Annotated in this window: 8 protein-coding genes and 1 pseudogene; 2 read left to right on the top strand and 7 right to left on the bottom strand. The window is 63.3% G+C overall.

Annotated elements, in window-relative coordinates; all coding sequences use genetic code 11:
• Nucleotides 1–9: 9 nt before the first annotated feature.
• The 3 genes from tgt to THIARS_RS02120 are packed head-to-tail and all read right to left on the bottom strand — an operon-like array spanning nt 10 to nt 3,414.
• On the bottom strand, nt 10–1,152 hold the full coding sequence (gene tgt / locus THIARS_RS02110; protein ID WP_094159261.1) for a tRNA guanosine(34) transglycosylase Tgt: 1,143 nt from the start codon (nt 1,150–1,152) through the stop codon (nt 10–12).
• 40 nt (nt 1,153–1,192) lie between these two features.
• Nucleotides 1,193–2,242: a glycosyltransferase family 2 protein gene (locus THIARS_RS02115; RefSeq protein ID WP_094160570.1), complete on the bottom strand. Its 1,050-nt coding sequence runs from the start codon at nt 2,240–2,242 to the stop codon at nt 1,193–1,195.
• Nucleotides 2,243–2,268: 26 nt separating this feature from the next.
• Nucleotides 2,269–3,414 (bottom strand): GNAT family N-acetyltransferase, encoded by a 1,146-nt coding sequence (locus THIARS_RS02120; RefSeq protein ID WP_186436537.1) that lies wholly within the window; start codon nt 3,412–3,414, stop codon nt 2,269–2,271.
• A 416-nt stretch (nt 3,415–3,830) separates the two neighbouring features.
• Here THIARS_RS02120 and THIARS_RS02125 point away from each other — a divergent pair.
• Nucleotides 3,831–4,383, top strand: a pseudogene (locus tag THIARS_RS02125) (transposase); the annotation flags it as partial.
• A gap of 490 nt (nt 4,384–4,873) precedes the next feature.
• Here THIARS_RS02125 and THIARS_RS02130 read toward each other — a convergent pair.
• From THIARS_RS02130 to queA, 4 genes are all read right to left on the bottom strand, one after another.
• A complete protein-coding gene (locus THIARS_RS02130) occupies nt 4,874–6,004 on the bottom strand; it encodes an IS110 family RNA-guided transposase (protein WP_094159263.1) in 1,131 nt (376 codons plus the stop codon).
• A gap of 123 nt (nt 6,005–6,127) precedes the next feature.
• Nucleotides 6,128–7,117 (bottom strand): glycosyltransferase family 2 protein, encoded by a 990-nt coding sequence (locus tag THIARS_RS02135; RefSeq protein WP_141202313.1) that lies wholly within the window; start codon nt 7,115–7,117, stop codon nt 6,128–6,130.
• A 205-nt stretch (nt 7,118–7,322) separates the two neighbouring features.
• Complete coding sequence (locus tag THIARS_RS02140; RefSeq protein ID WP_094159265.1) at nt 7,323–9,113, bottom strand: arsenate reductase/protein-tyrosine-phosphatase family protein; 1,791 nt, start codon at nt 9,111–9,113, stop codon at nt 7,323–7,325.
• 226 nt (nt 9,114–9,339) lie between these two features.
• Nucleotides 9,340–10,434, bottom strand: coding sequence for a tRNA preQ1(34) S-adenosylmethionine ribosyltransferase-isomerase QueA (queA, locus tag THIARS_RS02145; protein WP_245845447.1), 1,095 nt, complete (start codon nt 10,432–10,434; stop codon nt 9,340–9,342).
• A gap of 176 nt (nt 10,435–10,610) precedes the next feature.
• On the opposite strand from queA, the gene katG reads away from it, so the two are divergent.
• A complete protein-coding gene (gene katG / locus THIARS_RS02150) occupies nt 10,611–12,791 on the top strand; it encodes a catalase/peroxidase HPI (RefSeq protein WP_094159266.1) in 2,181 nt (726 codons plus the stop codon).
• Nucleotides 12,792–12,866 lie beyond the last annotated feature (75 nt).

A 12,866-nucleotide genomic window follows, 5' to 3' on the forward strand; every position in this document is an offset into this window, starting at 1 on the left:
GCCGCAGAATCAGGCGACTCCGCGCGCCCTGTCGCGCCTGAATCGCTCGACGAAATCGTCGAAGCGTCCGGCGTCCAGCGCCTCGCGCATCTCGCGCATCAGGCCAAGGTAATAGTGCAGGTTGTGGGCCGTGGCGAGCATGCCGAACAGCATTTCCCGGCAGCGGTCCAGATGGTGCAGGTAGGCGCGGGAAAATTGGCGGCAGGCCGGGCAGGCGCAGGTCTCGTCGATCGGGCGCTGGTCGAGCTTGAAGCGGGCGTTGCGGATGCGCAGATCCCCGAAGCGCGTGAACAGATGGCCGTTGCGTGCGTTGCGGGTCGGCATGACGCAGTCGAACAGGTCGATCCCCGCGGCGACGCCATCCACCAGGTCTTCCGGCGTGCCGACCCCCATCAGGTAGCGCGGCTTGTGGCCAGGCAGACGCGGCGCGGTGTGGCGCAGCAGGCGCAGCATGTCTTCCTTGGGCTCGCCCACGCTCAGGCCGCCGATGGCGTAGCCGGGCAGGTCCAGGTCCACCAGTCCCGCCAGCGAGGCATCGCGCAGCGACTCGAACATGCCGCCCTGCACGATGCCGAACAGCGCGTTGGGATTGTCCAGCCGGGCGAACTCGGCCTTGCAGCGCGCGGCCCAGCGCAAGGAGAGCTCCATCGACGCCCGCGCTTCGGTCTCGGTCGTGATGTGGGTTTCGCCGCCGCGCTGCACGTCGTAGGGCGTGCACTCGTCGAACTGCATGACGATGTCGGCGTCGAGCACGGTCTGGATCTGCATGCTGACCTCGGGCGTGAGGAACAGCTTGTCGCCGTTGACCGGAGAGGCGAAGCGCACGCCCTCCTCGCTGATCTTGGCGCTGCGCCCCAGGCTCCAGACCTGGAAGCCGCCGCTGTCGGTCAGAATCGGCGCGTCCCAGCCGATGAAGCGGTGCAGCCCGCCGAACGCGCGCACCACGTCCAGGCCGGGACGAAGCCAGAGGTGGAAGGTGTTGCCGAGGATGATCTGGGCCCCGGCATCCTTCAGCCCGGCAGGGGTGATGCCCTTGACCGTGCCGTAGGTTCCCACCGGCATGAACTGCGGCGTCTCGATCGAACCGTGGTTGAGGGTGAGGGTGCCCCTGCGGGCGTGTCCGGCGGTGCGGTGAATGGTGAATTGCAGCATCCCGGCATTGTTTCAGACCCGCCGGGGTCGCGCCGCAGGCTCAGGCCAGGCGCGCGCGCAAACGGCGCACACGCCCGAGGAACATGGCGGGCGTCGCGATCTTGAACAGGGTGCGCAAGGTCTTGGCGTTGAACGTCCGGTAGGCGAACAGGCTGCTCAGCAGAAGACGCAGGGCTCGCCCGCGCTCCACCTCGGACAGGGCGTAGGCGGCGTCCAGGCTCAGCGCGCCCAGATGGCGCCGGACCTCCCCGGCATCGTTCCTGCGCAGGTCCGGGTCGCGGCCATAGATGCGGCGCGCCACGACCAGGGAATCGAGCGGCGTGCGCGGATCGGACGAACTCTGAGTGGGCGAGCGCCGGTAGCGCAGCAGCGGCCGGTCGATGAACCCGATCGGCCCGGCGCGGGCGACACGCACAAACCATTCCCAATCGCACACGATCTTGATGTCCGGATCGAACATCCCCGCGAGGTCGATGGCCTTGCGCCGAAACATCACGGTGGGCGGATGCACGAAATTGCCCAGCGCAAGCTGCGCGTAGACCCGCCCCTGATAGACCGGCACGGTGGTCAGCCGGGAGGTGCCAGGCAGGCAATCCGAGATGTCCAGGGTCCCATGCTCCGGGTAGCGCGCCGCGGGTCCTCCGTGCGCCGCATGGCAACGCGCGTAGTACTGGCCGCAATACGAGGCCCCCAACGACCCCTGGGCGTCGAAGCCGCTGAAATCGGAACTGCACAGCAAGACGTCGGGGTGCTCTTGCAGATATTTGAGCTGTGTCGCAATGCGCTCGGGCTCGCACAGGTCGTCGGCGTCGAGCAAGGCGATAAACTCGCCTCGCGCCGCCGCCAGCCCGGCGTTACGGGCCGCGGCGAGACCCGCATTGGGTTGGTGGATGGCCCGAACGGCGTCACCGAATCCCTGCACGAGTTGCCAAGTGCCATCGGTGGAGCCGTCGTCCACCACCACGATCTCCAGACTGCGGTGGGTCTGCGCCAGAACGCTGCGCAAGGTCTCGCCCAGCGTGGCCTGCGCGTTGTAGGCCGGGATGACCACGCTCACGAGCGCGCCGGCCGGCGGTGAATGCTCAGGCATCTTGGTTTGCTCCGGGGGCGGCCGGTTCATCCCGCCTCGACATCGGCCGTCTGGCGGCTTTGGGGCTGATTGGCGCCATGCGGCGGCTTGGCACGCGCGTCCAGCCATTCCTTGCAGCGGTAAGCCCATGCCGCGACGCCGGGGCGATAGGCTTTCACGCCGACGGTGCCGCGGGTTTGCTGGAAGAAATGTCGCTTGTGGTCGTAATCGCCCTTGAGCATGTCGAAGGTCGCGCAGCCTTCGAGGATCGCGCTCTCGATGGCATAGCCGAGCAACAGCTCGCCAGGGCTCAGCGGAGCCACGCCGGGGTCGAATCCGCTCTGGAAATAGTAGAACCTGTCGCCCAGCCTGTAGCCGTAGAGCATGGCCACGCTGCGCCCGCCGAGTTCCAGCTCCAGCAAACGCAAGCGTCCGCGTGCCAGCAAGGCATGCATCAACTCCCGGTGGAATCCGAGATATTCGGGCGTCGTGAAACTGGGTTGGTCGGTCCGCCCAGCCCAGCGCAGACGATGCAATTTGGCCAGGCGATCGAAGGCGGCATCGAGCGAGACATCTTCGTGCGATTGGATGACTCGCGCCCCATCCTGTTGCTCGAACTTGCGCCGCAGGCGTCGCACGACGCCTCGACGGTGATAGCTCAGGCCCCCAAGAAACGCCTCCCAGTTCGCCGGCAACACTCCGTAGATGATCCGCGACGGCTCCCCCACCCGCAGCCAGGCGGCATTGCGCCTGGACGCGTCGATGAGCGCCACGGTGAAAGGCGCGTCGGGTTGCAGGTCGTTGAAGTCCAGCGCATCCCAGCCGGCCAGATGCTGGGCCACATGCTCGGCGAGAGCCTTTGCGACAGGTTGGAGCCACGCCGCGTGCAGCAGAGGATCGAGATCATCGGGCGCGGTGTCGCCTCCGGCGCCGATCTGCCGCAGCTTGCGTACCGGCAGAACCCCGCGCAGCCTGCGTTTTTCGATATACAACGGCAACACCCCAAGGAGCTTTCCGCCGTCCCAGGCCGCCAGAATGCACAACTGCCTGGCCTGTCCATAGTGCCTCCACCACAAGCGCTGCCACTCCCAGGTCAGAAAGATGCTGGTGGTCGGGCAGACCGCTTCCAGGTCGCGCCAGCGATCCTGGAGCGCGTCGAATTGCGCAACGGTCGTGATGGATTCGATACGCATGTGATCCTCGTTAAGGACACAGGGACGATGCGGCCAAGCCTCGGCAATCTGGGTCCATATATTTCTATGCGTAACGTACTGAAAAATAATTTGACTCACCACCCCCTGCATTAGGGACCGATCGGAAATTTCACAGGACAACCCATGCAATGGGAACACCTGCCGAGTCGCGCTCGAACGGCTCAAGCTGCCCCCAGGCCGATCTCACCCATCCGTGCGTGCCAAGAGAAAAGAAAGAAGAAAAGGCGGATTTCACTTGACGCTGCCGCCCCGATCGCCAGCAATTCAAGCGGATGCGAGGAACCGACAGCAACAACGCAGCCTTGTTCAGCACCGTGAAGCTGGGCGATTTCGATGCCGCTGCCGTGGCTCCATAGCGTGTGCCAGCCCGTCGAGCAGTTCTCCGACAAGCCGCTGACAAGCGTAGGAACAGCACGCGCGCCTCCGCGGCCGATCCAGAGAGCCGGCCGCATCGCAAGCGCAGCGCGGCGTCCGCGCAGCTGAGCTTTCGCGGCCAAGTGCTGACCGACAACCGCCATGGTCTGGCGGTCAACGTGCACGCCAGCACGGCCACCGCCTACGCCGAACGCGACGTGGTGGCGACCATGCTGGGCGAGGTACCCCGCTCCCATAGGCACTTGATGGTTGGCGCCGACAAGGGCGACGACACCTGCGGCTTGGTCATGGCGTGCCGGAACATAAAAGTTTCCCCCTCATGTTGCGCGCAACACGCGCCGCACCGGCGGTAGCGCCACCGATGGCACGACGCGGCACAACCGCCAGGCAACGAGCCAGCGCCGGCGCAAGTGCATCGAGCAATGTTTCGGCTGGGGCAAAACGATCGGCCCGATCCGCCATGTCATGGTGTGCGGCCTGGACAAGGTCGACCAGCTCCTGACCTTGACGATGGCGGCCTACAACCTCACGCGGCTGCGTTCCCTGGCCGCATTGCGTCCGCAGTTCGCGTGATGGGCGACAAAATCATGAAAATGGCTGCGCCAAACGCCTCGGGCAGGTCGATTCCGGCTGGAATCGGGCTTCTTGCGCAGAAATTGAGCAGCCGGCCAGCGCCATCATGCGATTCCCAGAGCAGGAATACTTGCGTCCATTGGGTTCTTAACGGCCTGTTAACCAAAGGTGTTGCACTTCGCCCTCGAAACGAAACCGTCGGGTTCTTCAATGGCCTGCTCGTATGGTCGCCAGTGTCAACTGTGGCATGAACGTGTTTCATAAGAATGCAGATCGATCGGGTGATGCGCAGTGGCAAGGCGCGGCGATGAATCAAGCTCGTATCCGTGGATTGGGTACCACCGTTCATCGATTCGTCGCGGAGGCTGCCTCGCTCTAATTGCGCGGATCACTCGTCGTGTCGAATGCCGGGATAACAGGCTCGAGGGTTCCTCCTATCGGGAGCCACGGCGCATCGCCGGATCGATCTGCGGGTTGTCATGGTCGTGGTTCAGGTTGCTGCGGGTACAGGCTTCACGTAGATGTTGCTCGCGTTGCAAGCCACGGCCCAGACAAAGCCTGCGAGCTCGCGGGCAACCGCCACGCAGACCTTGTTGATGGTGACGCCGCGAGCCTGCAGCTTGGCGTAACGGTCCGTCAGCCGGAGTTGGGCCTTCCAGGCGATGGCGCGCGTGGACTCGGGCAAGTCCTCCTGCCGGCGCTGCGCCTGGTAGCCCACCCGCGGTTTGAACCGATAGCACCAGGCCGCTTCGGTCAGCAACCTGCGCGCATGCGCATTGCCACTCTTGGTGATCGGTCCGCGGCTGACGCGCTCGCCGCTGGATCGCTCCGAGGGCACCAGCCCGAGGTAGCCCATGAGCTTGCGCGGGTGGTCGAAGCGCGCGATATCGCCAATCTCCGCCACCAGTCCGATCGCGCTGACCGCGTCGATGCCGCGCAAGGTGCACAGCGCCCGCACCACGCTCTCGAAGCGCCACCCCTGGATGGCCTGCAGCAGCGACATGCTCAATCGATCCACCCTTGCGTCGCACGCCTGCACCGCCAGGCAGTACTCGGTGAAGGCGATCTGGCTGCCGGGCGCCTCGAAACTCAAGGTCGCCAGCCAGCGACCGAAGGTCTTGGTCCATGCCGTCTTGCCGGGATAGCGAATGTCGTGGCGCAAGAGGAAGCCGCGCAACTGGTGTCGGGCCCTGGTGCGGGCATTGACGGCGTCCTCGCGCGCTCTGGACAACTCGCGAATCGCCTCATCCGCGGGGTCGGGAATCCAGATGGCCTTGAGCTCGCCAGCGCGCGACAACTCCGCCAGGCGCAAGCAGTCGCGCCGATCCGTCTTGACGCGGTCCCCGGCGCGCCGGGGAATCAGCGACGGGGCGATGATCTCGCATGCGTAGCCAAGCCCCCGCAACTTGCGCTGCAGGCCATACCCCGTCGGCCCGGCCTCGTAGACGATGTGCACATCGTCCGGATCGCCCAGCGGCTGCAGCTTCTTGATCAACCGGTTCACGTCGTGCGTGATCTCGCCCAGTAATCGGGCCGGATCCCGCCCCGGTGCCGCGTGCGCAATCGCGATCGAGTCCTTGTGAACGTCCAGTCCAACGTAAACCTTGCTACCCTCGTCCATGGTCGGTCTCCTCAACAGGTGCTGATGACACGTTCACAGCATGTAGCTCTGCACGCTTGCGTGCAACCTACGGATCGGACGGAGATCGACCCCCGCCGACTTGCCTGTTGGCAACCATGATGACTAGTTCTGACGAATCGCTTTATCCCGGTAAACTAGACCGCGAACAAATAAAAAACCCACATAAATAAACCACTTGAGAGTGAATCGGTATGCCAAAGCGACAGCGGCCCATGTTAATGCTCGCCCAGGCCCCCAGACCTCCTCGGCAAAACGTGCGAGATCGCGGCTATCTGTGGCAGCCCAATGACGGGCGTAGCGCCATGCCTCGGGTGTCCGACAAACACACATCAAATCATTGGCAATCGCCATGCCAATCAGCATCTTATGCATACCAGCGAGGCTTGACATGTTCAAATTTTTCTGACGATCCGGCCTATTATGTATAGCCACAACACGATCAAGGAAATATATTTTATTTGCGGCGTCAGCTGCACGCACATACATATCCATATCTTCCCCATACCCAAGCTTTGGGTTAAATCCACCAAGGCGCTGCAGAAAATCGTGCCTGAACACACATACATTCATTTGGGTTGTCACGACATCAACGGCAAGACAATCCGCCCTGCTGAGTTCGTACAATTCTTCGCCGACCTGCGTTCGACCTCGCAAACGCAGCCGCAGGTTCGGCTGCCAATGTTCCCGGACGCATTGGCCGTTGAACCAAGCTTGCTGGTCAGCGAACAGGAATTCCAGATCGGGACAAAGCTTGAAGGCTTGCGCAGCCCTGCTCAGATATTCGGGGTCGGACCAATGGTCATCGTCATCCAAGAAGGCCAGTAGCTCGCCATTCGCGGCCGCAATGCCAGCATTGCGGCTGACAGCTGGCAAACCGTGCGCTCCGCCGCTGCCCTGCTGCAACAATAAATAAGTTACCTTCACACCCGCGGCCAGCGCAATATCTGCATTTATTCTTTGGTGCTCAGATTCAGAGGCATCATCGACAATCAAAACCTCAAAATCCGAAAAATCTTGACGTAAAACAGAATCAAGCGCGACCTTCAGAATGTGCGAGCGATTTCGCGTCGGAATGATGACGGAGAATTTCATATCAGACCCAAAGCTCCAGATTCGCACGCCATGCAAAATATTCTTGCAGACGAAAAATATGGCTCTCGCCAAGAAAGATTCGAAAATCACGCCAACACGATCTCGCCATCGAAAGGCGACGACCTCGATGGGTATGAATTCATCTTATAAGTGGCGTGACAAATAGAATTTCATATTCGTGAAACCATCGCTCAACCAAATCTTGTCACCGCGAAACAAAAACGTTCGACACGATAGCATCGCTACGGGCCAGTCCATCGATAGCCTTGCTCAACTCCTGCAGGACCTGCCGTGTTTGTTCGTAATTCAGGTTATAAGGATCTGGAATTTCAAGACGGCAGGATGGTGAAAACAACCCCAGCAGCGTTGTGCGCGCCAAAGCACTCGGAAACTGTTGCTTGAATCGATCCAGATTCTCGAGATCCATGGCCAAGATCAACTCCGAGCGGTCGACATGCTCAGGAGTCAGTACCTGCGAGCGCCATCGGGTTAGATCCACGCCGAATTCGCGCGCGGCCACCACCAAGTGTGGCGGACTTGAGCGTCCTGACTTCGGATGAAACCCGCCGCTCATGACTTCAACACCAGGAAGACGGGACATGGCCAGCATCTCGGCGAAGGGACTGCGGCAAATATTTCCGTAGCAGAGAATGAGCACCCGCCGAACGGGCTTTTCTCGGCGGCGAATACCATCGACGACCGCGCGATGGTGCAGCCCGAGACGGGTGGCCTGAAAACGCCTGAACAACCGCGAGACGACGGCCTTGGCAAGCATGCGCAGGAGCCCTTTTGTTTCCGCCCCGGCCACGGCGAGGTCGTCCAGGCGCCAACCGTCCCAGCGTTCACGACCGCCGAACACACCGAGCCATCCGAGCGCGGCACGTAGTGGCGGCTCCGTGAGCAGCAATGGGTCGCTGCGGTCCGCACGCAAATCAGCGGCAAGCCAACGCAAATCTTCCGTGGCATTGCGCGCCCGCATGCCGACTTTCCATGCTCGTACGGATTTTGGAGTCTCCCCCATCGCCATTTCAAACATGGCGACGGGTATGTTCACCCCCGCGGCTAGAGTCAACGGCAGAGAACCCCATAAACGCGGGTTGATCTCCATCAGGCATAAACGCCCATCGGGTGCGCGTCTCCATTCGACCATGGCCACGCCATGCCAGCGCAGGGGTTGTAGAAGTCGGTGCGTCAACTCCAAAAGCTCCGGATCGGAAGACGACGCACGACGCAAGGTGCTGGCACCTCCCTGCAGAGGATATTCGTGCAGGCGCTCATGGATAAATTCGAGCAAAGGCTCGCCATCACGATAGAGCACCTCAACCCCTACACCACGCCCGGGCACCCACTCTTGTTCCTGCACACCTGTATATGGCAGCCATGCTGAATAGGTGGCGTCCCGGGTTTTTGCATCTCGGGCCACGACGACAGCGATGGTTTCCAGTCGCCCCGCGACGATGACTTTGCTACGCAAAGGTTTCAGCACGCAAGGAAAACCGTGCGCGGTGGGCGGCGTACCGCCCTGCTCGATGCGCCGCGAAGTAGGGATGTTGATGCCCAGGGTGCGTGCCAGTTCACACGTCTTGTCCTTGTCCAATGCGATGTCGATGGACGCGTCGCTGGCGATTTGTGCTTTTTGGCGCAACGGGTGTGATTCCGGCAACATCCGCAACCAGCGCAACGAGCCTTCGGTCGCCGGGACGACAAGCGCGTAGGCATGTGCGGCATCCAATTCCAGCAGCCATGCAAGGGCATGCTCCGCCGGTTCATAGGACGGCTGCAGATGAACGGCATGACACCAGCGGGAACGCTCGGTCAACGAGCCTGCCTTGCGCAGTCCGGCATGCACCTTGGCTCCCGCTGCCCCAAGAGACTGCACGCAGGCCAACCCGGCGCGGCTGTCAGCATCCAGCACCAGAACGGTTGCCTGTCCGGCTACTTTCCGGGTTTGCGAACGATCATTGTCATTCGGTTGTTGTGGGGCCTGCCAGATCATTGTTATTCGGCTAGCTCAATTTGGCGCCCCTGCGGTACGGCATATCTGCCGGAGGGTTCAATACCACGGTGGGCGCAGGAATCTCGCGCCGGATCGAACCGGCACTCGACCGGGGATCATCCCGCGCTTAAGGCGCGTGTCACGTCCCGTGTGTGCAGTTGGAGAACATACGGGAATACCGATATGCTGTGCGCCCCTTGAATCGGGGGCGCTCACGCCGCCCGTCTCACATCCTCGCCAAGAGCATCGCATCCCCATAGCTGAAGAACCGGTAGCGTTCGGCGATGGCATGGGCGTAGGCGGTGCGGATGGTCTCGGTGCCGGCGAAGGCCGACACCAGCATCAGCAGCGTGGACCTGGGCAGGTGAAAGTTGGTGATCAACAGGTCCACCAGGGCGAAGCGATGGCCGGGCGTGATGAAGATGTCGGTTTCGCCGCGCAGCGTGGGCCAGTCCCTCCCCATTTGCGCGCCCGAGTCCAGGCGCTGCGCGACGGTTTCCAGCGTGCGCACGGTGGTGGTGCCCACGGCAATCACGCGCCCGCCGCGCGCGCGCGCGCGGTCGATGGCGGCAAGGGTCTCGCCCGGCACCTCGAAACGCTCGCTGTGCATGCGGTGCCGGGCGATGTCGGCCACCTTCACCGGCTGGAAGGTGCCGGCGCCCACGTGCAGCGTGACATGGGCGCGGGTCACGCCGCGCGCATCCAATGCGGCGAGCAAGGCCTCGTCGAAATGCAGCGCGGCCGTGGGAGCGGCCACCGAGCCCGGAACGCGGGCGAACACGGTCTGGTAACGCCGCGCGTCGTCGGCGTCGTCGGCGTGGTGGATGTAGGGCGGCAGCGGCACATGGCCATGCGCCTGCATCAGGGCGTAGGGGTCTCCGCTCAAGCGCAGGCGGAACAGGGCGCCGCCGGCGTCGGGCCAGCGCCCGAGCACTTCGGCATGGAAGCCGCCCTGCATGTCGAGCACCGTGCCGGGGGCGGGTTTTTTGCTCGCCCGCAGGTGGGCGAGCACTTCATTGCCGTCCAGCACGCGCTCGACCAGAAGTTCCACCGCTCCGCCCGTAGGCTTGGCACCGAACAAGCGCGCCTTGATCACCTGGGTGTCGTTGAACACCAGCAGGTCGCCGCTCTGCAGCAGCTCGGGCAGATCGCGAAACACGCGGTCAGTCGGCGGCTGGCTGCGGGCGTCCAGCAACCGGCTGGCGCTGCGCTCGGCCGCCGGGTGCTGGGCAATCAATTCGGGGGGAAGGTGGAAATCGAAGTCGGCCAGGCGCAGGCCGCCGCCGGACAGGGTGTCGGACATGGTGTGGTCAAAGGTCATGGGTCCGATTGTCGGATACACGGGACAAGGAGATGAAGATTTATTCAATCAATCACATGAGAACTTTCAATTTTCAATTTCTAAGTTCAAAGCCTACAGTTCCTCTTGCCGATTTCTGGCCCATTCGCACCAAGGATCCTCCGAGGCGGAATCAAACGACCCAAGGTAGAGAACACATGTCAACCGAAACGAAGTGCCCGTTCAATCACACCGCTGGCAGCGGTCCGTCGAACCGCGACTGGTGGCCAAACCAGCTGAACCTGGAGATGCTGCGCCAGCATTCGCCCCTGTCCGATCCGATGGACAAGGACTTCAACTACGCCGAAGCGTTCAAGAGCCTTGATCTCGACGCCGTGGTCAAGGATCTCAAGGCGCTGATGACCGACTCGCAGGACTGGTGGCCGGCCGACTACGGCCACTACGGCCCGCTGTTCATCCGCATGGCCTGGCACGCGGCAGGGACCTATCGCATCGGCGACGGCCGCGGCGGCGCCGGACATGGCCAGCAGCGCTTCGCCCCGCTCAACAGCTGGCCCGACAACGTCAACCTCGACAAGGCGCGCCGCCTGCTGTGGCCGGTCAAGCAGAAATACGGTAAAAAACTCTCTTGGGCCGACCTCATCGTGCTGGCCGGCAACGTGGCGCTGGAGAGCATGGGCTTCAAGACCTTCGGCTTCGCAGGTGGCCGCCCCGATCAGTGGGAACCCGACAACTCCGTGTACTGGGGCTCGGAGGGCAAGTGGCTGGATGACCAGCGCCAGGGCACCAAGGCGGCCGAATTCGAAAATCCGCTCGCCGCAGTGCAGATGGGCCTGATCTACGTCAACCCCGAAGGCCCGGGCGGCAAGTCCGATCCGCTCGTCTCGGCGCAGATGGTGCGCGAGACCTTCGCGCGCATGGCGATGGACGACTACGAAACCCTGGCGCTGACCGCCGGCGGCCACACCTTCGGCAAATGCCACGGCGCAGGCCCCGCCACCCACGTCGGCCCCGAGCCGGAAGCCGCTCCGGTGGAGCAGATGGGCCTGGGCTGGATCAGCACCTACAAAAGCGGCAAGGGCGGCGACCAGATCGGCAGCGGCCTCGAGGGCTCGTGGACACCCACGCCGACGAAATGGGACATGAGCTATCTCGAGGTGCTGTTCAACAACGAATGGGTGCCGACCAGGAGCCCCGCCGGCGCCAGCCAGTGGACGCCCAAGGTGCACAACGATTCGAACATGGCCCCGGCAGCGGACGACCCGAGCAAGAAAGTGCCGATCATCATGACCGACGCCGACATGGCCATGCGCTATGACCCGGCCTACGAGAAGATCGCACGTCACTTCCTCGCCCACCCCGACGAATTCGCCGACGCCTTCGCCCGCGCCTGGTTCAAGCTCACCCACCGCGACATGGGTCCGCGCAGCCGCTACCTCGGTAAGCTGGTGCCCAAGGAGGTGATGATCTGGCAAGACCCGGTGCCGCCAGTCGACCACCCGCTGATCGACGCTGCCGACATTGCCGCGCTCAAGAGCAAAATTGCGACCAGCGGCCTGACGACGCGCGAGCTCGTCTACACCGCATGGTCGGCGGCCTCCACTTTCCGTGGCTCCGACAAGCGCGGCGGCGCCAACGGCGCGCGCATCCGCCTCGCGCCGCAGAAGGGCTGGGAGGTCAACCAGCCCATGCAACTGGCCAAGGTGCTGCAGGCCCTGGAGGGTGTCCAGCGCGAATTCAACGCCACAGCCACGGGCGGCAAGAAGGTGTCGCTGGCCGACCTGATCGTGCTCGGCGGCTGCGCGGCGGTCGAGGCGGCGGCCAAGAAGGCCGGCCACGCCGTGACGGTCCCCTTCACCCCGGGCCGCATGGACACCACGCAGGAGCAGACCGACGTCGACGCCTTCGCCGTGCTCGAACCGCGCGCCGACGGTTTCCGCAACTACGCGCGCAAGGGTCTGGAAGGTGCGGCTGCCGAACTCTTGGTGGACAAGGCGCAGTTGCTCAACCTCACCCCGCCGGAGATGACCGTGCTGGTCGGCGGCCTGCGCGCACTGGACACCAACTACGGCCAGAGCAAGCACGGCGTGTTCACCCAGCGTCCCGGCGTCTTGAGCAACGACTTCTTCGTCAACCTGCTCGACATGGGCACGAAGTGGCAGCGTTCGGCGACTGAAGGCGTGCTGGAAGGGCGCGACCGCGCCAGCGGCGCGCTGAAGTGGACCGGCACCGTCGTCGATCTCGTCTTCGGCTCGAACTCCCAGTTGCGGGCCCTGGCAGAAGTCTATGCAAGCACGGACGCGCAGGAAAAGTTTGTCCGCGACTTCGTGGCGGCCTGGAACAAGGTGATGAACCTCGATCGCTTCGACCTCGCCTGACATCGGAGCATGGCCATGAAGGACTTATCGGTTCGCCGCGGGCGCTCCCCGGATCGCCCCTGGCAGCGCGCGGTA

It is taken from the genome of Thiomonas delicata, from assembly GCF_900088825.1.
GTDB classification, from domain to species: Bacteria; Pseudomonadota; Gammaproteobacteria; order Burkholderiales; family Burkholderiaceae_C; genus Thiomonas_A; species Thiomonas_A delicata.